The sequence below is a fragment of the Rhizobium sp. LjRoot254 genome, assembly GCF_964254105.1.
Taxonomy (GTDB): domain Bacteria; phylum Pseudomonadota; class Alphaproteobacteria; order Rhizobiales; family Rhizobiaceae; genus Rhizobium_E.
In genome coordinates this window covers 901,542-924,767 of the sequence record NZ_CAXUSM020000001.1, presented here as the reverse complement: position 1 = coordinate 924,767, position 23,226 = coordinate 901,542, and the positions used below count along the sequence as shown (strand labels likewise).

Here is a 23,226-nt window from a genome sequence, read left to right as displayed (position 1 = left end):
GGCGATTCGCGCCGACGCGTCGATGCGGCGGCTCTGGAGGCGGGAAACCTAGACCTTGCCAGCGTGGCAAGGTCAACACCACGCATCCGATTTTATCCGGTCAGCGCGGCGGCAACGCTTCCTCGTTTCCGCTCCTCGCGGGCAGCATCCTGTCCAGGACGTCATCCCTTTTCACTAGCGCGTGCCAAAAGGCGGCGGCAACGTGCAGTACGACCATGCAGAGGATGATCCAGGCTCCCGCGACATGCAACGGGGCGACACCGAACCACAAATAGCTCGCGACGAAGCCAAGCGAAGCCTGACCAATTATCGCCGCGTAGAACGCCCAGTGCAGAGCACGTGCCGCGAGGCCCATCATGCACCTTTGCGGAACCGCCTTCGGACGTCGGAGTCGTACGATCAACCTCAGACCCATCAGCGTGCCTATCGCCATCCCACAGTAGTTGTGGACCTTGTGCTGCACGATGTCCCAGAACGCGGGATCGACGCCCATGTGAACCGCGTGGTGGGTGCGCTCGATGCTTCCGCCCGTGAGGTACTGGATCGGGATCATCAGGACGATGACCCAATGGAGCGCGATCTGGAGCTTGGTATAGACATCCGGCATGCTGACCTATGTAGCTTTGGAACCTAGCGGTCCAGCTTCGGTGGCAGGAGTTAAGAAATAGCGAGCGAGCTGTCGGAAAATCGAGCAAGCCCGCTTCTCGGCCGTCGCGAGCGACGTCTCAAACATAGGCGATGTCCAGAGGCAGCCTTCTTCCCGGTATGGCCACCGACTTGGCGTCACGCCAGGGCGCAGCCGCGCCGGCCGTCTTCGCAGCGGACTTGAGGTCTTCGGAGACTACGAGGGTCGCGCCGACGGACTTCGACACGGCCTGAAGTCGCTGCGCGACGTTCACGACATCGCCGAGCACCGTGTGCTCGCTGTGGCATCCCGCCTTCAGGACGCCAGCCATGGCGGTTCCCGCGTGCAGACCTATCCCCGCCTTCAAGGCCGGGCGGCCCGCGGAGGCTTCGCGTGCGCGCCAATCGTCGAGCGCCGCGACCAATTCGAGCGCGCAAGCGAGCGCCCGATCGGCGTCGTCCTCGCGAGGAGCGGGATGTCCGAACACCGCCATCACCCCGTCGCCAAGGTATTTGTCCACCGCGCCGCCGTGCCGTACGACGACCTCTGAGACGATGTCCCTGAATTCGGCCAGCATGTGTCGCAACTCGTCCGACGAAGCGGACTCGGCGAAGCTGGTGACCCCCCTGAGATCGACGAACATGACCGCGATGTTCCGACGCTCGAGCCGCAGGTCGTCGCCGTCGGCGAGCTGGTCGACCACAGTCGGCGAGAAGAAGCGCGCGAGGTTGCTCCCCCGTCTCCGCGCGGCCGCGGCCTCGTCGGCTCTTTGGACGTTGTCCCGCACAATCGCGTAGACGGCGAGCGCCGTGACGCCGAAGCTCACAGCCAGCCCGAGTTCGCGCTGCACGTCCGCATCCAGAAGCGCTTCCGAGATTCCGAGTCCGGAGTCGGCCGTGGCGACCGCGATGATGGAGACCCAACCTGCGAAGACCAGGCCGGAAAACCACCCGACCAGTTTCTCGTCGAACGAGAGGGCTGCGTTGATGAGGAGGATGAACGTGACGACCAGCCCGGGCGGAGTCAGGGCATTCTCGTGGTCGAGCGGCCCCTGCCCGACGTGCATGTAGAGCATGTGAAGGATGGCCACGGCGTCCAGGAGCACGAACAGGGGTCGCCGCCAACCCGCGGCCGGAAGCCTGATCGTGAGGAACAGCGACAACAGCGTCACCGCCAGATAGCCGCCGATGAGGGCCGTGTGGACGGGGCTTCTTTCGTAGGTCCCGAGAACGAAATTGCCTGCTAGAACCGCGACGGCGGCCATACGCAGAAGCTCGCTTCTGACGGCACCCATGCGAGCCGCGGGGCGCGACTGAAACAATTCGGGAGGATGATGGGGCGTTGAATGGGCGGACATGGATTCCCTGCCTACGTGATGATGGAGCTGAGATACCTTAGAGCGCCGCGACTCCGAACTTGCGTCCTTCCTTGGCGGGTGTGGCGTCGACTTTGCCTTTCCCCTCGGCGAAGCCCTCGATGATCGGACAGTCGGGTCTATGATCGCCATGGCAGTTGTTGACGAGGTGCTTGAGGGTGCTGGTCATCTCGGCGATTGCCGCGGCCTTCCGCTCGAGTTCGGCGACTTGCTCCAGTGCTATCGCCTTGACGTCGGCGCTGGCCCGCGAGCGGTCGCGCCAAAGGGCGAGCAAGGTCTTCATCTGCTCGACCGAGAAACCGAGGTCCCGCGCCCGGCGCACGAAGCGCAGCGTATGGATGTCGTTATCGGTATAGGTCCGGTAGCTCGAACCGGTTCGGTGGGCGGGCTTGATGAGCCCGATCTGCTCGTAGTACCGGATCATCTTCGACGAGACCCCGCTCGCCTTGCTTGCTTCTCCGATGTTCATCTTCGTCTCCTTGGATGTGGCGGCCCGCGCCGATCTGTGGCGCGGGCGTGAGAATTTCAAACGGTCCTGAAGGTCCGCAATCTGAGCGCGTTCGCAAGGACGAAGACGCTCGACATGCCCATCGCCGCTGCCGCCAGGACGGGCGACAGCAAGGTGCCGTTCAAGGGATAGAGCACGCCCGCGGCCACGGGGATCAGGACCACGTTGTAGGCGAACGCCCAGAACAGGTTCTGCTTTATGTTGCGGATCGTCGCGTGGCTGAGCGCGATGGCGCGCGGCACCCCGGTCAACTCCCCGGACATCAGGACGACATCGGCGCTCTCGATCGCGATGTCGGTTCCGGTTCCGACGGCGAGACCCACATCCGCTTCGGTCAGCGCCGGCGCGTCGTTGATGCCGTCGCCGATGAAGGCGACCTTCCTGCCGCCTTCGCGGAGCCGCTTGACGGCGTCGACCTTGCCGTCAGGCAGCACCTCGGCGACGACCTCGTCGATGCCGAGCTGTGCTGCGACAGCGCTGGCGGTGTGGCCGTTGTCGCCCGTGATCATCGCCACCTTCAAGCCGAGGGCATGGAGGGCTTTGATCGCCTCGGGAGTCGATTCCTTGATCGGGTCCGCGACCGCAATCACTGCGGCGAGCCTGCCGTCGACGGCCGCGTAGAGAGGCGAGCGTCCGAGACGCCCCAGTTCTTCGGCGCGAGCCGCGAAGCCGGAGACGTCGATGCCCGCCGCAGTCATCGCCCGGTCGGCACCAACTAAGACTTTGTGGCCTCCAACGGTTCCGCTGACGCCGAAGCCCGGCTCGGCCTCGAACCCGGTGACGGTCGCCGTACCGATGTCCTGGTCCTTGGCCCCTGCGACGATGGCTTCGGCGATCGGGTGCTCTGAATGAGCTTCGACACTCGCGACCAGGCGCAGGACCTCGGTCTTGTCGAAACCCTCGGCGACGTCGAAGTCGGTCAGCTCGGGCCTGCCCTTGGTCAGGGTCCCCGTCTTATCCAGTGCCACGACGTCTACTTCACGCAGGCTCTGCAGCGCCTCGCCCTTGCGGAACAGGATGCCGAACTCGGCGGCGCGCCCAGTGCCGACCATGATCGAAGTCGGGGTGGCGAGACCCATGGCGCATGGGCAGGCGATGATCAGAACCGCGACGGCGTTGACGAGCGCATAGGTCAGCGCGTGGTCCGGACCGAACGTCAGCCATGCGACGAAGGTAACGGCAGCAGCCGCCATGACAGCGGGGAGGAACCATCCCGTCACCTTGTCGACCAGCGCCTGAATCGGCAGCTTAGACCCCTGCGCCGCCTCGACCATGCGGATGATCTGGGCGAGCAGCGTGTCGCCGCCGATCTTGGTCGCCCGGAAGGTGAACGATCCCGTCTTGTTGATCGTACCGCCCACCACTTCTGAACCGACCGCCTTCTTCACCGGAACGGGTTCGCCCGTGATCATGGACTCGTCGACATAGGATTCACCATCGAGAACCGTGCCGTCGACGGGGACCTTCTCGCCCGGCCGAATGCGGACGATGTCGTTGCGGCGGACGTTCGCCACGGGGACCTCGACGAACCCTCCGTCACGCTCGACGTAGGCCGTCTTGGGCTGCAATCCGACCAGGTGCTTGATCGCCTGGCTGGTCTTGCCCTTCGCGCGCGCCTCGAGGAAGCGCCCGAGCAGGATCAGCGTCACGATGACGGCCGCCGCCTCGTAATAGACGTTCTCTGTGCCTTCCGGCAGCAGGTCGGGGAAGAAGGTCGTGATGACCGAATATCCCCACGCGGCCGTCGTGCCCAGAACCACCAGCGAATTCATATCAGGCGTCCAGCGCAGGAGGTTCGGCACGCCTTTCTGGAAGAAGCGCAGGCCCGGTCCGAAGAGGACGAGCGAGGCGAGCGCGAACTGGAGGTAGCGGTTCTCCTCCATGCCGATATGCTCCATCACCCAGACATCGATGGCGGGAACGAAGTGCGATCCCATCTCCAACACGAACAATGGCAGCGTGAACACGGCGGCGAACGCCAACGCAAGGCCGAGCTTCTTCAACTCCTCGGCCTTGCGGTCAGGTTCGGCCGTCGCCCCCGCCTCGTCGCGCGGATGGATGACCTCGTATCCGCCCTTGCGGACCGCGTCTTCGAGCGCGGCGACGTCGCCGCCGGTGAAACGAACGGTGGCCTTCTCGGTCGCGAGGTTGACGGAGGCGTCCAGCACGCCAGGGACGGCGGCAAGCGCCTTCTCGACACGGCGAACACAGGATGCGCAGGTCATGCCTTCGATCCGAAGTTCGCGGGTCTCGATCCTCGGCTCGTAGCCCGCTTTCGTAATCGCCTTGAGCACCGCGTCGGCAGCCGCCGGGTCGCTGAAGCTGACCGTGGCCCGCTCCGTGGCGAGGTTCACGTTGGCGGCCTGGACCCCGGGAGCGGCGGCGATCGCCTTCTCGACCCGGCGAACGCAAGAGGCGCAGGTCATGCCGTCGATGCCGAACTCAGCCCAGGAGGTGTCGAAGTCTCGTTCTTCAGTTTTCTTGAGTGCAGTCATGGGAGGTCCCTTTCACTAACTGCACATGTAGATAATCCTTCCAACAATGGTAAGGTCAAGCGGCACGTCGAAGATTTTTCAGGTCCTCTGTCGAGGGTTCGACGCCCGCCTCCCGCGAGCCGAGATTTCCCGGTAGAGCGCCTCCGGCGACACGCCCATCTCCTCGGCAGCGTCCTTCCACGATCCCTTCTTCGGCATGCCGACTTCATTCCAGACGAGCCAGAAGTCGAGCCGCTCGGACACAGTCCGGAGTGACATGAGTTCGGCCCTGCGTCTGGCGACTTGAAGCTGGTTCGACATGCTTGCGGCCCAGGCGCGGCAGAAACCGATGTCGGTATCGAGGAGCCGACGGATGTCCGGGACGGCGAAGGCTTCGGTTACTGCTTCCGTCAAAGCGATGGCGTCGCAGTGGTAGTGTGCGGAGACTACGGACGCTTCGGCTAGGATGTCGCCTCGGGAAGCCCGCTGGAGGACGACCGGATGCCCGTCTTCCTGATGACGCAGGAGCCTGATGGTTCCGCTTCTAACGACGTAAAGTCGCTCGACCGGGTCGCCGCGGTGGAAAACGACGGCACCCGGCGCGAAGACCCGCACCGCGCGAGGAAGGTTGGTGAACAGTTTAGACGACATGACAGCTATCATGTCACAGGGCTGCCATGGCGTTCAATATGCGGTTGAAACGGAGACCTTCGATGCCAAAGCCCTTAATTCTGATCATGGCCGCCATCCTCTCGAGCGATCCGGCGCTGGCCGGGGAAAGCCATCATGAGCATATCCACTCCCCGCCTTACGCCGGGGAGCAGACGCGCGAGATCAAGGCGCTTTCAAAGGAGGATATCGACGAGTTGCTGCGCGGCGGGGGTTGGGGACTTGCCAAGTCCGCTGAATTGAATGGGATGCCTGGACCGACCCATGTCCTGGACATGGCGGCCGAGCTGGACCTGTCCGCCGAGCAGATCGAGCGGACGCGAAAGATGCGCAATGCCATGCGGCGCGAAGCGAAGCAGATCGGCGAACGGGTCGTCGTGAAGGAGGCGGAGCTTGAATCAAGGTTCCGGGTTGGCGACATCGTGGAGGCGGAACTCATGGCTCGGGTTTCGGAGATCGAGGCCCTGAGGGCGAAGCTCAGGACCGCGCACTTGTTGGCGCATATCGAGATGGCCCGCGTCCTGTCGGCCGACCAGATCGAACGCTATGCGGTTCTCCGCGGATACAGGTAAGCGGGCCGGGAACGGCCCGCCCTCAACCCGCAATCACGCGGCCTTGTAGGTCGCCGGGTAGCCTGCTTCGTCAAGCGCCGCGCCGATGATGCCGGGATCGGCTTTGGTCTCTACGGTCGCCTTACGCTTGCTCAGGTCGATATTGGCGACAGCCGTCGGGTCGATCGACTTGATCGCTTGGGTGACTGTGCCTACGCAATGACCGCAGCTCATGTCGGGGATGTCGAATTCGTACACGGTCAAATCTCCTGTCGTTGGGACATGAGAAGATATGGTGTTTCCAACGCTGGTAAGGTCAAGAGTTGATCTGAAATCCCGACAGGTTCCCGACGGCGATGGCAGCTTTGGGCCATTATGCGTCAACACCTCAACTCTCTGATGGGCAGGGGCGGCCAATTCGGCAACCCGTCGATGAATGGTCTATATGCAACGTCACCGCCCTACCCCACCCGATTTCCCGGGCAATTCGAGACCTGCAATCGTGCCCCAGTTGCTCGCAACAGGGGAATGCCAATTTATGCACTCCCCCACGTAATGATATTGCGCGGACAGGCGGCTCTGTGATTGCACTTTTGCCGCCATTTGTCTCGCCGTCTAACTTGAAGCGCTCATCTTCTGGCACGTTCATCTAATCTCGACAGGCGCTGCGGTACGGCGAACAGCCTCTTTTCGGAACCCCTGGGGACAATGCCAGTTATCGTGACATGGAGATTGTCATGGCCACTTCTGATATCCGAAACGAGATCACCGAAGACTACCTAGTCAGAAAATACTGTGTTACTCACCACCAGGCCAGAAGGCTTTTGAGACAGTACGGCCGCGACAAGGTCGAGATTGACATCTTGCTCGGAGCCAAAGGAAGAACTCACAGACATCGCCGTCAGGATGTCCGACGGACCGCTTCAGAGGTGGCGTTCGGTTAGGTCTTGACCTCATCGCTTCCCGTCGCCGGATTCACCAACAATTACCGTGACAACGCACGTGGCGTCGATGTCAGGACGCGGGGCGAGGTGGGCCAGAACTTGCACTCTGGCCCAACGCAGCGCTTACTTCAGGTCGCCGGAAAAGGAGTTGCCGCTGGCAGTCGTTGCAGGCACGGCCTGCATCACATCCCAGTGCTCTGCAATCATGCCGTCTTGGACGCGGAAGATGTCGATAACCGCCATGTCGCCCTGGCCAAAATTTGACGTCGAATAAAGCCAGACCAAGTCTCCATCAGCTGCGGTCCTTAGAAACGTCAACGTGGTTTTCGGGCCTTTCTCAATGCCGATGTCAGTCAGGAATTTTTTCAATCCTGCGCGGCTAGTTGGAGCCATCGGGTTGTGCTGGATGTAATCCTCGCGGAAGTATTTCTCGAGCGCCGTCATGTCATGGTCGCCAAATAGTGTCTGATAGGCAGTGGTGACGAGTTGCAGGTTTGCGGCCTCTGTCGCTTCGTCGGCCAAGGCGGGCAGGGTCGATAATGCGGTGGCAACAGCTACGGCGCTTGCGAAAAGTCTGAGTTTCATTTGGTTTCTCCGGTTAGTTGTGAAGGTGTTTGTAGGCTTGCGTGGGTAAAAGGTGCGCCCTGACAGCCGCCTCGGCACGGGACAGTTTAGTGACTAGATTCTTATCGCCGAATATCCCGCTGGATGTGATCAGACGCCGGCCCTGCCCATCGTCCACCACCAAGCCCGGGACACCGTCCGCGCCAAAGCGGCGCATCAAGGTTTAGGCCGACTCCACCTGCGCACGATTGGTTTCAAGCAATTCTGGTCCGGCGGCCTGCAACAGGCTGGCGGGCCTCAATCAGCGACGGTTCTTGAAGCACTTGCACCAGTGTAGCGGTAGCGGTTATGTCGCGGCCTTGGATGTAACGGGCGCTTTGAATTGCCCGCAACGCATCAATCTCACGCTAGGGTGCGGTTTCGGCAACCGCAGTCAGGGCTAGCGTCGCTGCGCCGGAATTCAGCCGTGCCGTGCGGTCTGCCAAAACCTTGTTGCGGTAATCCTCGGTGAAAGTTTGACCGGTCAGTTTGGCAATGCGCTGGTCATTTGCCCAGGTGTAGGCTGCAAAATTGTCGTCCATCGTAGCGCATCGTGGTTGGCAAACAGGCCCGTCGGCATCAACTCAACAGTCAGGTCTGGCTGGTCGGATAGTGTTTTGATGGCCGTTGAGGCACCGTAGCACCAACCGCAATGAGGATCGAACAGATAGGTGATGCATGTGGTTCCTTTCATGGCGCATTCCATGTGAGTTCGCTACGCAGAATTGGTTGATCACACAAGACATACGATTTAGACAGTGTGTATGGTATTGACTTACAATAGGTGCGCCTGTGGGGCATCGTCAACTTAACGGAATGTGGAATTTGATGTGCGATGGCGGGCGGATGACAGACCGTGATCCCTGTATCGCTGCCGTCGCTTTCCCGCTGGAATCATTGCTCACGCCGTTTGGCTCTATTTCCGGTTTCCTCTCAGCCTTCGGATGGTCGAGGACTTGCTGGCGGCTCGGGGAATCATTGTCTCTCCCCAGGCGGTCCGGCTTTGGGCGGAAAAGTTCGGCCGGCATTTCGCCAAAGACATCCGTCGTCGCTCATCCGCCCAGCTTGGAGACACGTGGCACCTCGATGAGGCCGTCATTTCGATTCGAGGCGAGAAGCACTCTGGCTGTGGCGCGCCGTTGACCAGGACGGATTTGTTCTGGAGGTGCTGGTGCAAAGTCGCCGAAATGCCAAAGGCGGCCAATCGCCTGATGCGCAAGCTTTTGAAGAGCCAGGGGCGAGCGCCGCGGGTGATGATCACCGATAAACTTCGATCCTACGACGCTGCAAAGCTTTAGGAGAAGTCGCGAACCAGCTCGCCTATGTAGGTCTGGAGCGAAATCGATCCTCGAATTGAATTCTCAGGATATTCCGGACCATCGGCAGTGAGAGCCGTCATCCTTGCATATGAGCGAGCCGCAGCGTCGGAGAAGCCCAAACAGCGATATGCGTCATCCCAGTTTTCGCGCGGGATCACATTGACGCGAACAGCTCGGCCGAGGGCAGCGGCGAAGGCTGCGGCGACATCGTTGGGGGAATACCGTTTTGGCCCCTCGACAGGGCGTGTGCCGGCCTGTTCGATCGGCTCCTGCAGGAGCCGGGCTGCCACCCGTCCCAAATCCTCCGGTGCGACCATCGGGAGCGTGAGGTCAGCAGGAAGCATGGTCGATAGCACCCCATCCTTCATGACAGGTCCCACCATCGTATCCCAGTTGCTGTAGTAGTATGCTGCACGGATGACACTGGCAGGAATCGGCTGGTTCGTCAGGCCCACTTCGAGTTCGTAAAGGACGTTGAGATCGCCGAGTTCCTCGCCCGGCTGCGCGCCCATGGTGGATTCCGCCACCACCTTCTCCAGCCCGGACCCTTCGATCGCCGCGAGCAGGCAGCGCACGGTCTCACGCTCCTCCCGATCCGTATCCCTCGACACGTCAGCGTTCGGGTTCAGTAGGAAGGCTCGCTTTCCATGGCGGAATACCTCACGCAGCGACGTCACGTCGTGGACGTCGGCGAGGGCGACCTCCGCGCCCCGCCGTCGCCATGCATCGGCCTTCTCAGAGTTTCGCGTGACGACGGTGACGGCTTCGCCTTCGTCGAGCAATGTCTGCGCCACGGCGGAGCCGACGTGGCCCGTCCCGCCAACAACGATGTACATCGCTAATGTCTCCTGCAACGGTGTGGCGGATAACCCTTCGCCCTTTTCAAAGGTTCCGTTTCCATCGCAGACGCAGTTCGCCGAGGCAGGCACTTCTTCGCTTGGATCAGCGAAAACCGGGGCTGTGGAAAGGCCCGGACAGAAAATGAGCAGCAAATGTTGTGGCAATTTCGACGGACTTCCCTCAAAGCGTCTGTGAACTCATGTCGATCTTGCCCTATGCAGAACGCCCCAATTACCCACGGCATTCAAAACTGGGACCAACGTTCGACCATAATCGGTGTATTGATATTCGACGAATTCGACTGACCCTTCCTTGAAGGGCGTACGCGATATCAGGCCGTCGCGCTGCAAGGCACGGAGGTTCTCATGCAGCACCTTCTCGGAGATTCCCACGGCACGACTTAGTTCGCCGAATGTGGCCGCTCCGTTTCGTAGATGCCATAAATGCGCGGTTTCCATTTGCCCCCGATCGCATGAATCGTGTCCATGACAGGGCAGTCGTGCAGCTTGTCAAATTCCATCGATGTTTCCTCATTACGGTCCTCCGTAGCACAGCCAAGGTATGGAGACGTGATCTGGTGGCACACCCCTTACGTCGAGGTAAGCCATTGCAGTGACTAGAGAATTGTTCATGATTATGGTGTTTCAACTGGGGAACTTCAATGACAGTCGAATACATTCGTTACCAGATGAAAGAACATACGCCTGACGAGCTGATCGAGGCATATAGCGCTGCGACGGAGCATCTGCGCGCCGCGCCACAATGTTTGGGATATGATCTTACCCGCTGTGTGGAAGAACCGCTCAGCTTAATCTTGCGAATCCATTGGACATCAACGGAGGATCATCTGGAAGGCTTTCGCAAAGGGCCCCACTTCCCGCCATTCTTGGCCCTCATTCGCCCCTTCATCAGTGAGATCACCGAAATGCGCCATTACGAGCATGTCAATGTCCAGTGGCAGCGATAACGACGGCAGCGACTTCACCGCGCCAATCCGCGAGTAACAGCCAAAACGAAATCAACTCGATGCGGCGCTTGATCCCTTAGGTCGACGGCATACCGAGGTCTTATCACTTCCCGCAGCCTGCGGCGGTCAATCTCTTGATCGAGGGGGCACCCGTTCCGGCATGTAAGTTGCATTCCTGAAGTCGATCTCGGCGGCGGCAGAGGTGATCGATCAACCGCAACGTGCCTGAGCGGGACACCGCTCCGCAGCCTTGCCCGAGTTCACAACAACATCCGACGTCAATTTCCGGTCGTTGACACGACATTCGATAACGTCACACCTTCAAAGCCGCGATCAGCATGTCGACAAACACGGACACTTTGGGCGGACGAAATCGCGCCGCAGGGTAGACTGTGTAAACGCCGCCGGATGGCAGTTGCCATTCAGGCAGGACGGGGATGAGGTCCCCGGCCAATAGGCCAGAGGTCGCGAGAAAATCTGGAAGGACCGATAGACCTGCGCCTTGCCGGACCGCCTCCATGACCGCTGGCGTGGTATTGATCGAGATGTCCGCGTTAAAGCGGACGCTCCTGACGTCTCCATCGCTCCGAGTGAATGTCCATGTAAGCGGCTCTCTCAAAGCGTTGTTGGCTACGAAGGGCAGAGGCGTGCAGTCAAACGGTTCGCTCAGTGCCGCTATCTCCTCGGCGAAGGATTGCGATCCCACCAGGAGTTGGCGGAACGAGCCGATCCGTCGTGCCTGCATGCTGGAATCAGCCAGCCAGCCGACGCGAATGGCAAGGTCCATGTTATCGGCAACCAGATCAACCATCTTGTCGCTGAGGTTCAGCTCCACCTTGCAATCGTTATAGCGTCGGCTGAAGGCGGCGACCAAGGGTACGACGACCGAGGTGCCGTAGTCGTAGGGGGCGGTGATCCTCAGAAGGCCCTTGGGTTCCGTCCTGCCTTGCGCCAACTCTCCCAGGGCATCCTCCGCCTCGCGCAGGATCGAGACGCACCGGGCGTGAAACAACCGCCCGGCTTCGGTTGCCTGCACCCGCCGTGTCGTGCGCATCAGCAAGGTGGTGCCGACCTCTTGCTCAAGCTTCGCGACCTGCTGGCTGACAACCGCCTTGGTGATGCCCAAGTATTCCGCAGCTTTGGTGAACGATCCCGCGTCGACGACGGCCACGAAATAGGCCAGCCGATTGAGATTGGTCGCTTCCTGCATGGTACCCTCCGATTTTATTGTCAGTCTCTAGCATACATTCTGTCATTTTTATCGGTCTTCTCGTTCCAATCGGCTCATGTCATCTATGGCTCAAGAAGGAGCCGACATGACTGGCAAGACCCACATCATCTATCTCTTCGATCCCCTTTGCGGCTGGTGCTATGGCGCATCTCCGCTGCTCGCGCAGCTCGCCGCCGCACCTGATCTGGCAATCACGCTCGCCCCGACCGGTCTGTTTTCCGATTCCGGCGCTAGGGCGATGGACGAACAGTTCGCCGCCTTCGCCTGGTCAAACGACCAGCGCATTGGGAGCCTGACGGGGCAGCGGTTTACCGATGCCTACCGGAGCCAGGTTCTGGCAAAAGGCGGCATGCTGGATTCTGGTCCCGCCACACTGGCACTGACTGCCGTTGCCCTGACCGCCGGGCAACACGAACTCGATGCGCTCCGGTTCTTCCAGGAGGCGCGCTATGTTTCGGGCCGCGATGTGACGGATATTTCCGAACTGCAGAGCGTGCTGGGCAGTGTCGGACTTGGATCGGCAGCCTCTCGCCTCGCTTCTCCAGATGCCGAACTGCTGGCCGCCAACCGAGAGCGCGTGGCCTCGGCGCGCGCCCTGATGCGGGAGTTCGCAGTCAATGGCGTACCGGGATTGATCGCGGACGACGGCGCGCGCCGGACTTTGCTCAAGGCGCAGGACCTGTTCGGCGGCGGCGATCTCCTCGCCAGGCTGTCCAACGCAAGCGCTTCATCCGCGGGCTTCGTTCGCAATAGCCATCCGATCAAAGCATAACCCGATGATAAACCAAGACAGGGCACCAGGACCATGTTCACCAGGAGAACCATCATGAAAACCACCCTCGCCGCTGGCGCGACTGCCGTATTTGCACCCGCAGGCCTCGGCCACGCAGCAGGCAGCCTCACTTGGAAGCATTTCCCTGCAGGGCAGAATGGCTTCTTCCGCGCGCCCGTGCTGGTTTCCGGCGCGAACGAAGCCGTGCTGATTGATGGCGGCTTCACGCTGCCCGATGGCAAGGCGCTTGCCGACGCTATCAAGGCCACGGACAAAAAGCTGACCACGATTTACATCAGCCAGTCCGATCCGGACTATTACTTCGGCCTCGGCCCGATCAAGGCAGCTTTCCCCGATGCCAAGGTGATCGCCGCATCGGCGACGGTCGATGCGATCAAGGCGAGCGTCGAAAAGAAACTGGCCGTCTGGGGCCCGCAGCTCAAGGAAAACGGTCCCCAGACCCTGGCTGACATCGTCATGCCGGAAGCCTTTGACGGAAAGACGTTGACGGTTGATGGCGAGACCATCGAGATTGTCGATGCGGAAGGCCTGGCCAATCGTCGCTATCTCTTCGTTCCTTCGCTGAATGCCGTGTTCGGCGGCGTGATGATCTTCAACGGCGTCCACGTCTGGACAGCAGACACCAAAAGCGCGGAACTGCGCGCCGCCTGGGTTGCCAATCTCGAAAAGCTCGCCGCGCGCATGCCGGCTGTCGTTGTCGCCGGACACATGACACCCGACGCCAAGACCGACCTTTCGGGTGTGGAACATACTATCGCCTACCTGAAGGCCTTCGAGGAAGAACTGGCCAAGGCCAAGGACTCTGCAGCTCTGAAGGCCGCCATGGAGACACGTTTCCCCGGCCTCGGCATGGGCGTCGCGCTCGATATCGGCTCGAAGGTCGCCACTGGCGAAATGAAGTGGGGCTGATCGCCATGGGCGCTAATCTCGAAATCATCCGGGCCACCTATGAGGGCTCGTCGGAAGACAACGGCCGCAATCTGCTTGCGGCCCTGGCACCCGATGCGACGTGGACGGAAGCCGAAGGCTTCCCCTATGCTGGTACCTATGTGGGACCCAAATCGATCGTCGCCGGCGTGTTTCACCGGCTTGGTACCGAGTGGATCGGCTATCGCGCCGACGTTCACACCTACATGGAGGATGGTGACCGTGTTGCTGCCTTCGGCGTCTATTCCGGCACCTACAAGGCGACCGGAAAGTCGATGACGGCAAGCTTCGCTCACCTGTACGAAGTTCGGGACGGCAAGATTGCCAGCATGGTCCAATATGTCGATAGCCATATGGTCATGAAGGCGCTGAATACCGACTGACCATCTCTGTCGCTCCCGTGGAATCCTGGCAGTACCGTTACTGATTTGGACTTCAGGCTTCCACCCCGCGTCAACGACGTCTCGTACGTTGGGGCCAACAGGAGCCAAGACCTCATGGCTCCGATGCGTCAATAGCTGCCATGGCGTTGTAACCTGCTTCAGAGCTCGATGGCATCGTCGATCCAGCCTTGAGGGACCGAGCCGTAACCGTGACCAAGACTGATCGAACGCTGGAGTTGGCCGGAGGGTCGGCAATCTACCAAACGAATGAATACAAGGACTGCGTCGCGAACAACCTCTTCGCCTCCATTTGACCTGGACGGACAATATTACGTCAAAACGGAATAATTTCGTAATTCTGCTGTTTTGCTGTCATAAGCCGTGATAAGGGTGGTCGCACGTTCGAGGTGGCCACACGTTGCCGACAGTACGAGGTTGGAGGACCCATGATTGACTCGATAAAGCCCAGAGGCGAGACGCGCGCAGGAGACGTCCTTCAGCGGCTTCGCGAGGATATTTTGGGCTGCGCGCTCCAGCCCGGAGAGAGGCTACGATTCGAAGCATTGAGAGACCGCTACGAAGTGAGCTTTTCGACTCTTCGTGAGGCGCTCTCCAGGCTTGCGGCCGAACAGTTGGTCGTAGCTGAAGGGCAGCGAGGGTTCGTCGTCGCGCCTGTTTCGATCGCCGACCTCCAAGACCTCACCAACGCACGCGTGCTTCTTGAGCGCGAGGTTCTGCGACACTCGATTGACAAGGGAGACGATGCCTGGGAGGCCGGAATTCTCGCCAGTTATCACCGCATGGACCGCCTCCAGACTCGCTTGGGAGATCAATACTATCTTGACCCCACGTGGAGTGGGCTGCATGAAGACTTCCATTATGCCCTCGTCAGCGCCTGCGGTTCGCCGGTCCTCCTTGGAATCCGGCAGAAGCTCTTCGAGCGCGCCCATCGCTACCGGCGGATGTCCTCCCAATTCCGGACTCAATGGCGTCCGAAGGATGTTGAGCACAAGGCAATCATGGACGCCGCGTTGGACCGCCTGCCCGAGGCGCTCGATCTGATCGAGGCCCACATACGCGAGACGACAGCCAATGTCGTCGAATTCGCCGGTCACTTGTTCGAAGACCATGTGCCCGCCAAACGCCGAGCCAGCGCGAAAGAATGACGGATCGCGCCACTCAAGACTCCGGTCGCACAGGACGCCGACTGCGATGGCGTTCGTTCAGCCCTTGGCTTCGAGTTCACGCCGGGCGGACATGAAGCCCCGCGCATCGTTAACGCAATCGACCGAGACAAGTTCGTCGCGCTGGAAATAGTGGACCGTGAGATTGCCCAGCGCGCCGGAATTCGATGTTTCCACGCGATCGAATCCCCGGTTCAACCCAGCGATCTGAAGCTTCGACCCATACTGATCCGACCAGAACCATGGCCGGGGTTGATACGGCCGCCGTGCTCCAAGAATATTGAGCGCCACATGTTCTGCCTGGTCGATTGCATGCGGCACCGACTCGATGCGGAGCGTCTCGCCCCGGTATTCGAAGCAGGCACAATCACCTGCCGCCCAAACACATGGGTCGGAGGTCTGGCCGAGGGGGTTGACCGCGATTCCGTTGACTGTCGTCAATCCCGCCTCTTCGGCAATCTCGGTGTTCGGACGCACACCAACGCCCACGACAACGGCGTCGACGAGAAGTTCCGTGCCATCGGTCAGTTCGGCCGCCACCGCGCCGCCTGTGTTCAATAGGCTCACCAAGCCAGCGCCTTCGAACAACCGCACACCGTGGGATCGATGCAGCGTCCGGAAAAACGCCGCAGTCGGCTCCGCCGCTACACGGTTTAATATGCGTGGAGCCGCCTCCACCAGTGCGACATCGGCACCCGATTGCCGCGCGGCCGCAGCCACCTCAAGTCCCACGTAGCCGCCCCCTATGACAAGCAGCCGAGTGGACCCGCGAAGAATCGGACGCAGGTGATCGGCATCTTCCTTTGTGCGCAGATGGAAGACGTTGTCGATGCCGTCCGTCATCCGCGCCGGAAGCCGCGCGGGACGCGCGCCTGTGGCGAGGATCAGTTGATCGTAAGGCAGGCCGCGCGTATCCGTGCGGGCGATTTTCGCGGCCCGGTCGATGGCAACCACCCGTTCGCCAGTCAGGACTTCAATATTGTTGTTGAGATAGAAGACCTCGTCGCGCAGCAACAGACGCTCCGGCTCAATCTTGCCCAGCAAATATGCCTTGCTCAGTGGCGGCCGCTGATAGGGCATCGTCGACTCCATACCCACAAGCGTGACAGCCCCGGCAAAGCCCTCCTTGCGCAGTTTCGCCGCGGCGGCGAAGCCTGCCTGCCCCGCTCCGACGATGACGATCCGCCTGTCCATGAGCGTCATGTCGCGGCCGGCACCCGGACGGTCGCGCCGTCGAGGCGAGCGTCCACCATAATCTGACAGCTCAGGCGGCTGCCAGGTTCGCGCGGGGCGGCCGTGAAGTCGAGCATGTCGTTCTCGTGGTCGGAAACTGGATCGAGCGCGCCAGCGGGGTCTTCGATTATGACGTGGCAGGTCGCGCAAGCTGCCGAGCCGTTGCACTCGGCGATGATGCCGGGGATGGAGTTTTTCAGTGCCACCTCCATGAGGTTCATGGTTTCAGCGGCCGCGCAGCTGCGCCTCCTCCCGTCCGGGAGGATGAAGTCGATACTTGGCATTTTCTTCATTCCTCAAATATCCCAGGCTACCGGGAGCGTGGTGGGGCCGCGGAAGACCCAGCCACGGATTTGCACCGCATCGCGGTCATTCAAGCGAAGGTTCGGCAGCCGCTCAAACAGCTTGGGGACCACAAGTCTGCCGACCATGTGGCGAGCCACCCATGTCCCCGCGCAGAAATGCGAGCCTGCACCGAAAGCAAGATGAGACTTCTTTTCGCGGAACACATCGAAACGGTCCGGGTCGTCGAAGCGGGCCGCATCGCGGTTCGCGGCGCTCACGCAGAGACCGATCTGTTGCCCTTCCCTCAGTTGGACACCGGAAAAGACGGTGTCCTTGGCCACCCGTCGCGGATACATCCCGATAGGAGAAATCCACCTCACCGCCTCTTCGAACGCCGCGGGCCACAGATTGGGGTCCGACTTAACCCGTTCGAGCTGGTCCGGATTTTCCAGAAGGCCCAGCACCATGGTCAGGATGGAGTCGCGAGGTTCGTTTACCCCACCTCCGATCGCGACCTTTATGTTCGCGTACATCTGCGCCTTGTCATGCGGCTGCTCGGCGTGGATCATCGACGAGAGGACCGAGCTATTCGGGTTTTTCTCGTGATACGGCAAAACACGGTCAATCGCCTCCTCCACCTCGCCCGCGGCCTCCATGGCAAGTCGCGAGATTTCAGGATCGTTGGAGTAGTTGCCAGCGCCGTCGATCAGGGCCTGCGACCAACGGGCCATGTCCTTCCACCCGACGCCTTGAAAGCCAAGCACTTCGACGAGCGCCCGTCCCGCCATGGGTTCGGCGAGCGCCGTGAACAGGTCTGCCTCTCCGTTCCCCTCGAAATCGCGCATGATTTCTTCAAACAAAGCTTCGAAGCGAGGTCCCCAGCAGGACTTGACCACGCCCGGCCGCAGCGCTGGATCGACGGCCTTGCGCTCGACAGCGTGGGCCGCGCCGTCCTTTCTCATCATCGTATGCCCCATCACTTTGTTGACCAGGGATTGGGGATTTTCGGAAGAGAAGGTATCAGGGTCCCGCTCGATCGCCATGATGTCTTCGAAACGGGTGGCGATGAGGATGTTGGCTGCGTCGAGCCGAACGATCGGAGCGATCTCGCGCGCACGTCGGAACGCAGGGTATGGGTCGGTAAGCAGGTCGCCGAAGGATACATCGGAAATCACACGAATTGCGTCGATGTCGTGATCTTGAACGAGTTCTGCTCCCATTCTGCCCTCCCAAGCGCTGTATAGTTCTCTTTCTTTAGCAACTGACTTACCTTGCGCCAATTAGATGGATACGATGTAGGTCATCGAATAGTTAGATGGGGGTTTCGTCGTGCTGAACGAAGAGTTGGCTCAGGTTGACTTGAGATCGCTGGAGGTCCTCGTGACGGTCTCCGATACTGGATCGTTCTCGAAAACGTCACTTGCGATGGAAGTCAGCCAATCGACGATCAGCTATACGGTCGATCGGCTCCGCCGTGCGTTTTCCGACCCGCTTTTCGTGCGCCAGGGAAACCAACTCACCGAAACTGAGAAATGCCGCGATCTGGTTTCGAGCGCCCGCGAAATCGTGAACCGCATGCGCGCTATGGCGATCCCTGAGGAATTCGATCCAACAACGGCAGAAGGAAGAGTCATTGTTTCGTGCAATCATCACGAACGGTTTCTCCTCATGCCGAGATACCTCCACGCCCTGCGAGCGTCTGCGCCACATGTCGCATTGGTTCTCCTTGAATCCGCTGTCAACGGAAAGCAGCAGCTGAGGGAAAATGCAGCCGACCTCGTCCTCGGCCCGGTGAAGATTCTTGGTGACGGATACTTCCGGCGACGCATGTTCACGGACCACTACGCGTGCCTGATGGACAGATCGAACCCGTTGTCCGAGGGCGAACTGACACTGGAGAGATACGCCGTAGCGTCTCACGTCACGGTGACCCACAATGGACAATGGCAGGCGCTCTATCTCGACGCCCTTCGTGTCAACGGCATCGAACTGCGGCCGCACCTGATCGTCCCAAGCCACGACAGTTTGGAGCTCATGCTTGAAGACACCGATCTCGTGGCGACGATCCCCCACCGTTTGGCGAGCGTGTACGCCGACTGCCTCGCCGTCCGGCCATTTCCAATCCATATCCCAATTGAAATCGACATGTACTGGACCGAAAGGACCCATCGGTCGGGGCTACACAAGTGGGCGCGACAGCTGCTTGTCGAGGTGGCCAGGGACCTCGCCGGAAGTGACGATACAGGTTCCTTGATCCGAGCCGATCATCCGGCCCGTCTGGCTCCGGCCCCATGAAAGCTGGAGTGGCCACTCCATTCCGCAAGCTGATCGAGGAGGAACGTCAACTCGTCGGCTCCCGACGCACATCCAAAGGCGACGCGATCAGGACGGACGAGTACCGATCGAGCGTCACGCTCCAATAGCCAGTCTTCAAGTACGTGATCCTCCTCCTCATAGCCATACTGGCCACCGAACTCGAAGAGCGTCACGCCGAGCTGCTTTGCCCGGTCACGTAGCGAAGCGTTCACCTCCATCTGCCTGAAGAGAAGCGCGAAATCGTGCCCCAGCAGGTCATCCAACAGGACGAGCCTGCCATCAACCAAGACACGGGGCTGCGGGCACGCTTCTCCGGCTCCCTTCGCGGGCTGACCGTTCGCAAGACGCCCGATCATGCCGTCCGAGATCGGGGGAAAGAGGCTCTGCCTTACGACGGTGCCCTTCCCTTCAGCGACGAGAGCCATCATCGCCGTGTTCCTCGTGCGCGCGCGCTCCTCGTCGATTTCGCATATCACTTCGCCCAATCCTTTGGTGATCGAGATGACTTTGTGGACCAACGGCCTGCGCTCGTCTTCGTAGGTGTCGAGAAGCTTCGAGGGTCCGCCTTTCAGCGCACGGGCGATCTTCCAGCCAAGATTTGAAGCATCCTTGATGCCCTGAACCATTCCCTGCGCGAGAAACGGCGGCGTCATGTGGCATGCGTCGCCCGCAAGAAACACGTTTCCGGACCGCCACGACTCTGCGACCAACGCATGGAATCGGTAGGTGGCGGAGCGCCAGATTTCGGCTTGCCCGGGCTTGAGCCAAGGCGACAACAATTCCCAGATTCGTTCTGGGTGATTGACCTCTTCCGCAGTCTCGCCGGGGAGCAGCATGAACTCCCATCTGCGCAAATTTCCGGGCAGCACCACGAAGGTATGAGGTCTTGCCGGATTGCAGAATTGCACGTTCGTTTGCGGAAGATCGACATCTTCCTCGCCCAGGACCACGTCGATCACCAGCCAGGGCTGGTCGAAGACAAGGTCTTCGAACCCTATGTCGAGCGTCCTCCGGATGAAGCTGTTGCCGCCATCGCAACCGACGACGTAAGTCGCGCTCACCGAAGTGGTCTCCCCAGTGCTCATCTCGCGAAGCGACAGGCGCGGTTCATCAGGCTCGTCGAGCGCGGCGACCTCAACACCGGTCAATATGGTGACCGTGGGCAAGCTGCTCGCTTTCTCTCGCAGGATTCGCTCCAGTGGAGGCTGCACAAAGGTCAGGTAGGCCGGCCATCCCTGCCGATGAGGAGCGGATGGCGAGATGAATTTCCGGAGCAAGGTGCCGTCAGCGGCGCGGTACTCAGAGTCTTTGTACTCGCCGACCACGTTAACGAGTTCGTCAGCGACACCGATACCCTGGAAGACCCTCATCACCTCGTGATCCATCCCGATCGCGCGCGGCAGAGCAAAGACGTCATCGCGCGCGTCGATTCCCAAGACGGAAACGCCCATGCCGCCGAGCAGATTGCAGAGGGTGATGCCGACCGGACCTAATCCGACGACCACCACCTGGAAATCACCATCTGCGAGCTGCTTGAAATCAATTTTCTTCATGCTCTCATTCCACTATCTGGTCATCGGCATATCGCATGTCTCGACGTCTCTGAACTCTCCACTCAGTGGCCGAGGAAGGCCTTTCTGACACCGGGATCATCCATAAGCGTGTTCGCTGCCCCCTCTCCGACGATGCGACCCGCCTCCAAAAGATAACCACGGCTCGCGATCGACAGACTGGCGCGCACGTTCTGTTCGACCACCAGCATTGACATGCCGCTGTCACGGACGCGCTTCAACGCCTGGAAGAGTTCGCCGACGACGATGGGGGCAAGACCGAGACTGGGCTCGTCGAGCAAAAGGAGGTCCGGCTTCGACATCAGCGCGCGCGCGACCGCCACCATCTGTTGTTCACCGCCTGACATGGTACCGACACGCTGACGCTGGCGCTCGGCCAAACGGGGGAAGAGAGCCAGCACCTCCTTGCGCCGTCCCTCCGCGCCCTCACGCGCGCGCCTCGGATTCGCACCGAGCCTCAGGTTTTCGTCGACCGTCATTTCCGTGAACACGCCTCGTCCCTCCGGGACGTGCGCGATGCCGATTTCCACGACCTTCTGGGGTGCAATCCCGCCAATGTGTCGGTCGAGGAAGAGGACGTCTCCTTCACTTGCGATCGGCACCATGGATGTCAGCCCGCGCAGCAGAGTACTTTTCCCGGCTCCGTTGGCTCCGAGGATAACCACGCATTCGCCGTGGCCAACTTTGATCGACACGTCATTGAGCGCGAGGTGCTTGCCGTAGCGGACCGAAAGGTTCCTCGCGTCAAGCATAGTCGAAATCTCCCAGATAAGCAGCGACCACCTGTGGGTCAGTCAGCACCTCCGAAGTCAAGCCGTCGGCGATCTTGACGCCAGCGCTCATCACAACGCACCGAGGGCAAATTTCCCGAACCGCCTCCATGATATGTTCGACAAGGATGATCGTCATGCCCTGCTCCTTCAATGAACATATGAGATCGATACCCGTTCGCAACTCGGTCGGGTTCAGCCCGGCGAGCCATTCATCCAGAAGCAGGATGTCGGGTTTGGCGGCGATCGCCCGCGCCAGTTCAAGCCGTTTCTGGTCGATATAGTTGAAGCTGCCGACCTCGACGTCGCCCCTTCCCGGCAAGCCGACCAGCGCAAGCGCTGCCTCGGCACGGTGACGCGCGGGTGCACCCCACTGAGGATCGCGTCCGAACGCCAGCGACAGGACTATGTTGTCTCTCGCGTTCAATGATGGCGCCAGCCGAACTAGCTGGAAGGTGCGGGCAATCCCAAGACGAGCCCTCCGGTGCGCGGCCAATTTCTGGATGGGTTCTCCGCGCAGTCGCACCTCTCCGCCAGTCGGCGTCAGCGCTCCCGAGATCAGATTCATTACCGTGGTCTTGCCGGAGCCATTCGGTCCGAGCAACCCGAGAACCTCACCCTTTGAGACGGCAAGGTCGACATTGTTGACTGCGACTAGCCCACCAAACTCCTTGCGGAGCCCCCGAAGCTCAAGCGAGACGTTCATTGGACACCTCCCTGGCCACGGTCACGGATTTCTTTCCATGTCCGAAATGCTTCCAAAGCTGCTCGAGTCGAGCGAGCACGCCCTCGGGGAACAGGAAGACGATCCCGATAAACAACAGGCCCAGGATGATCGAATAATGGTCGGGGAACCTCCCGGACAGCCATTCGAACAAGAAGAACAGCGGGACGGCCCCGCAGGCTGGTCCCCAAAGTCGGGACGCGCCGCCCAGAAGGGCCATGATCAGTGTGAGGAACGATATGGTCGGGTTGAAGACGATGCTCGGCTCGACATAGGTCCACCGCGGCGCTTGGACGGCACCGACGAGCGTGATGAGCACCGAACTGACGGAGAAGAGGATCAACTTGACCCTGGTGACGTCCACCCCGGCGTGTCGGGCCACGACCTCGTCGTCTCCGATCGCCCGGACCGCCAATCCAAGCCGCCCGCGATCGATCCACCAACGTACACCCAGCGCTACAACCGCAATGGCGACGAGGAGATAGAAGATTTGGTACGGTTCGATCTCAATGAATATGTATCGCCCCAAGGTGCCCGTGATGTTCACTTCGTACCAGGTGAGCAACTGACGCACCATTTCTGCCAACCCGAACGTGAAGATCACGAAATAGATGCCGGCGAGCCGCAACGTCGCGAAGCCGACGACAATCGAGGCCACAAGCCCCACGAGGGCCGCTATGATCAAAATCGCGAAGAACGGCAGGAAATCGGCAAGGACCGCGACTGTGTACGCCCCTGTCCCGAAAAAGGCGACGGTGGCCAGCGAAACGTATCGCGTAGGGCCAGAGAACAAAGCCCAGCTGGAGCACAACGCGACGTAGCTCATGACGCCGATGGCAAGCCCCATGCCGTAGTCGTCGACCAACATCGGAACGAAAGCGAGCGCCGCCAGAATGAGCAGGAGAGCGATGGGGGAGACAAGGTTTTTCATGGC

At 60.6% G+C, this 23,226-nt stretch carries 25 protein-coding genes and 1 pseudogene; 8 read left to right on the top strand and 18 right to left on the bottom strand.

Features of this window, described 5'->3' with window-relative positions:
- Positions 1 to 100: 100 nt before the first annotated feature.
- The 5 genes from ACSQ26_RS04640 to ACSQ26_RS04620 form a co-directional block, all read right to left on the bottom strand.
- Positions 101 to 607 carry a cytochrome b gene (locus ACSQ26_RS04640; RefSeq protein ID WP_436006738.1) on the bottom strand — a complete coding sequence of 169 codons (507 nt, stop codon included), beginning with the start codon at positions 605 to 607 and terminating at the stop codon, positions 101 to 103.
- A gap of 118 nt (positions 608 to 725) precedes the next feature.
- Complete coding sequence (locus ACSQ26_RS04635) at positions 726 to 1,889, bottom strand: adenylate/guanylate cyclase domain-containing protein (protein ID WP_436006736.1); 1,164 nt, start codon at positions 1,887 to 1,889, stop codon at positions 726 to 728.
- A 130-nt stretch (positions 1,890 to 2,019) separates the two neighbouring features.
- Positions 2,020 to 2,469 (bottom strand): Cu(I)-responsive transcriptional regulator, encoded by a 450-nt coding sequence (gene cueR / locus ACSQ26_RS04630; protein ID WP_436006734.1) that lies wholly within the window; start codon positions 2,467 to 2,469, stop codon positions 2,020 to 2,022.
- Between the two features lie 56 nt (positions 2,470 to 2,525).
- Complete coding sequence (locus tag ACSQ26_RS04625; protein ID WP_436006732.1) at positions 2,526 to 5,003, bottom strand: heavy metal translocating P-type ATPase; 2,478 nt, start codon at positions 5,001 to 5,003, stop codon at positions 2,526 to 2,528.
- A gap of 78 nt (positions 5,004 to 5,081) precedes the next feature.
- The gene (locus tag ACSQ26_RS04620) at positions 5,082 to 5,633 is read right to left on the bottom strand and encodes a Crp/Fnr family transcriptional regulator (protein WP_436006730.1); all 552 of its coding nucleotides are present in this window, start codon (positions 5,631 to 5,633) and stop codon (positions 5,082 to 5,084) included.
- A gap of 62 nt (positions 5,634 to 5,695) precedes the next feature.
- Between ACSQ26_RS04620 and ACSQ26_RS04615 the strand changes: the two genes are divergently transcribed.
- Positions 5,696 to 6,223: a Spy/CpxP family protein refolding chaperone gene (locus tag ACSQ26_RS04615; RefSeq protein WP_436006728.1), complete on the top strand. Its 528-nt coding sequence runs from the start codon at positions 5,696 to 5,698 to the stop codon at positions 6,221 to 6,223.
- Positions 6,224 to 6,256: 33 nt separating this feature from the next.
- On the opposite strand, the gene ACSQ26_RS04610 is transcribed toward ACSQ26_RS04615, so the two are convergent.
- The 3 genes from ACSQ26_RS04610 to ACSQ26_RS04600 all read right to left on the bottom strand — a co-directional run bounded on the left by ACSQ26_RS04610 (position 6,257) and on the right by ACSQ26_RS04600 (position 8,291).
- Positions 6,257 to 6,460, bottom strand: coding sequence for a heavy-metal-associated domain-containing protein (locus ACSQ26_RS04610; protein ID WP_436006726.1), 204 nt, complete (start codon positions 6,458 to 6,460; stop codon positions 6,257 to 6,259).
- Between the two features lie 809 nt (positions 6,461 to 7,269).
- Positions 7,270 to 7,731 (bottom strand): nuclear transport factor 2 family protein, encoded by a 462-nt coding sequence (locus tag ACSQ26_RS04605; protein WP_436006724.1) that lies wholly within the window; start codon positions 7,729 to 7,731, stop codon positions 7,270 to 7,272.
- A gap of 386 nt (positions 7,732 to 8,117) precedes the next feature.
- Positions 8,118 to 8,291: a hypothetical protein gene (locus tag ACSQ26_RS04600; RefSeq protein ID WP_436006722.1), complete on the bottom strand. Its 174-nt coding sequence runs from the start codon at positions 8,289 to 8,291 to the stop codon at positions 8,118 to 8,120.
- Positions 8,292 to 8,612: 321 nt separating this feature from the next.
- On the opposite strand from ACSQ26_RS04600, the pseudogene ACSQ26_RS04595 reads away from it, so the two are divergent.
- Positions 8,613 to 9,041 (top strand): annotated as a pseudogene (locus ACSQ26_RS04595) (IS6 family transposase); the annotation flags it as partial.
- Positions 9,042 to 9,043: 2 nt separating this feature from the next.
- Here the strand turns inward: ACSQ26_RS04595 and ACSQ26_RS04590 are convergent.
- On the bottom strand, positions 9,044 to 9,904 hold the full coding sequence (locus tag ACSQ26_RS04590; protein ID WP_436006720.1) for an NmrA family NAD(P)-binding protein: 861 nt from the start codon (positions 9,902 to 9,904) through the stop codon (positions 9,044 to 9,046).
- A 201-nt stretch (positions 9,905 to 10,105) separates the two neighbouring features.
- Entirely contained in the window at positions 10,106 to 10,300 is a 195-nt protein-coding gene (locus ACSQ26_RS04585) for a winged helix-turn-helix transcriptional regulator (RefSeq protein WP_436015099.1), read from the bottom strand.
- A gap of 269 nt (positions 10,301 to 10,569) precedes the next feature.
- Here ACSQ26_RS04585 and ACSQ26_RS04580 point away from each other — a divergent pair, with 269 nt between their 5' ends.
- Positions 10,570 to 10,875 carry a putative quinol monooxygenase gene (locus tag ACSQ26_RS04580; RefSeq protein ID WP_436006718.1) on the top strand — a complete coding sequence of 102 codons (306 nt, stop codon included), beginning with the start codon at positions 10,570 to 10,572 and terminating at the stop codon, positions 10,873 to 10,875.
- A 313-nt stretch (positions 10,876 to 11,188) separates the two neighbouring features.
- On the opposite strand, the gene ACSQ26_RS04575 is transcribed toward ACSQ26_RS04580, so the two are convergent.
- The gene (locus ACSQ26_RS04575) at positions 11,189 to 12,085 is read right to left on the bottom strand and encodes a LysR family transcriptional regulator (protein ID WP_436006717.1); all 897 of its coding nucleotides are present in this window, start codon (positions 12,083 to 12,085) and stop codon (positions 11,189 to 11,191) included.
- 106 nt (positions 12,086 to 12,191) lie between these two features.
- Here ACSQ26_RS04575 and ACSQ26_RS04570 point away from each other — a divergent pair, with 106 nt between their 5' ends.
- The 4 genes from ACSQ26_RS04570 to ACSQ26_RS04555 all read left to right on the top strand — a co-directional run bounded on the left by ACSQ26_RS04570 (position 12,192) and on the right by ACSQ26_RS04555 (position 15,375).
- Positions 12,192 to 12,878 (top strand): DsbA family protein, encoded by a 687-nt coding sequence (locus tag ACSQ26_RS04570; RefSeq protein WP_436006715.1) that lies wholly within the window; start codon positions 12,192 to 12,194, stop codon positions 12,876 to 12,878.
- A 33-nt stretch (positions 12,879 to 12,911) separates the two neighbouring features.
- The gene (locus tag ACSQ26_RS04565; RefSeq protein WP_436006713.1) at positions 12,912 to 13,808 is read left to right on the top strand and encodes an MBL fold metallo-hydrolase; all 897 of its coding nucleotides are present in this window, start codon (positions 12,912 to 12,914) and stop codon (positions 13,806 to 13,808) included.
- A 5-nt stretch (positions 13,809 to 13,813) separates the two neighbouring features.
- Positions 13,814 to 14,209, top strand: coding sequence for a nuclear transport factor 2 family protein (locus ACSQ26_RS04560; RefSeq protein WP_436006711.1), 396 nt, complete (start codon positions 13,814 to 13,816; stop codon positions 14,207 to 14,209).
- 446 nt (positions 14,210 to 14,655) lie between these two features.
- Positions 14,656 to 15,375 carry a GntR family transcriptional regulator gene (locus ACSQ26_RS04555; protein WP_436006709.1) on the top strand — a complete coding sequence of 240 codons (720 nt, stop codon included), beginning with the start codon at positions 14,656 to 14,658 and terminating at the stop codon, positions 15,373 to 15,375.
- A gap of 57 nt (positions 15,376 to 15,432) precedes the next feature.
- Here the strand turns inward: ACSQ26_RS04555 and ACSQ26_RS04550 are convergent, their stop codons facing one another.
- From ACSQ26_RS04550 to ACSQ26_RS04540, 3 genes are read right to left on the bottom strand one after another with little or no spacing between them, the layout of a single operon-like run.
- Entirely contained in the window at positions 15,433 to 16,596 is a 1,164-nt protein-coding gene (locus ACSQ26_RS04550; RefSeq protein WP_436006707.1) for an NAD(P)/FAD-dependent oxidoreductase, read from the bottom strand.
- Positions 16,593 to 16,919: a 2Fe-2S iron-sulfur cluster-binding protein gene (locus ACSQ26_RS04545; protein ID WP_436006705.1), complete on the bottom strand. Its 327-nt coding sequence runs from the start codon at positions 16,917 to 16,919 to the stop codon at positions 16,593 to 16,595. Before ACSQ26_RS04545 ends, ACSQ26_RS04550 begins: the two co-directional genes overlap by 4 nt.
- Before the next feature lie 3 nt (positions 16,920 to 16,922).
- Entirely contained in the window at positions 16,923 to 18,131 is a 1,209-nt protein-coding gene (locus ACSQ26_RS04540) for a cytochrome P450 (RefSeq protein WP_436006703.1), read from the bottom strand.
- 109 nt (positions 18,132 to 18,240) lie between these two features.
- Between ACSQ26_RS04540 and ACSQ26_RS04535 the strand changes: the two genes are divergently transcribed.
- On the top strand, positions 18,241 to 19,206 hold the full coding sequence (locus ACSQ26_RS04535; RefSeq protein WP_436006701.1) for a LysR family transcriptional regulator: 966 nt from the start codon (positions 18,241 to 18,243) through the stop codon (positions 19,204 to 19,206).
- On the opposite strand, the gene ACSQ26_RS04530 is transcribed toward ACSQ26_RS04535, so the two are convergent.
- From ACSQ26_RS04530 to ACSQ26_RS04515, 4 genes are all read right to left on the bottom strand, one after another.
- Entirely contained in the window at positions 19,176 to 20,780 is a 1,605-nt protein-coding gene (locus tag ACSQ26_RS04530) for a bifunctional 3-(3-hydroxy-phenyl)propionate/3-hydroxycinnamic acid hydroxylase (protein WP_436006699.1), read from the bottom strand. The two genes, ACSQ26_RS04535 and ACSQ26_RS04530, sit on opposite strands and share 31 nt — an antisense overlap.
- Before the next feature lie 62 nt (positions 20,781 to 20,842).
- Positions 20,843 to 21,550 (bottom strand): ABC transporter ATP-binding protein, encoded by a 708-nt coding sequence (locus tag ACSQ26_RS04525; RefSeq protein ID WP_436006697.1) that lies wholly within the window; start codon positions 21,548 to 21,550, stop codon positions 20,843 to 20,845.
- Complete coding sequence (locus ACSQ26_RS04520) at positions 21,543 to 22,274, bottom strand: ABC transporter ATP-binding protein (RefSeq protein ID WP_436006695.1); 732 nt, start codon at positions 22,272 to 22,274, stop codon at positions 21,543 to 21,545. Before ACSQ26_RS04520 ends, ACSQ26_RS04525 begins: the two co-directional genes overlap by 8 nt.
- Positions 22,258 to 23,223 (bottom strand): branched-chain amino acid ABC transporter permease, encoded by a 966-nt coding sequence (locus tag ACSQ26_RS04515; RefSeq protein ID WP_436006693.1) that lies wholly within the window; start codon positions 23,221 to 23,223, stop codon positions 22,258 to 22,260. The genes ACSQ26_RS04520 and ACSQ26_RS04515 overlap by 17 nt, the downstream gene beginning before the upstream one ends.
- Positions 23,224 to 23,226: the final 3 nt, after the last annotated feature.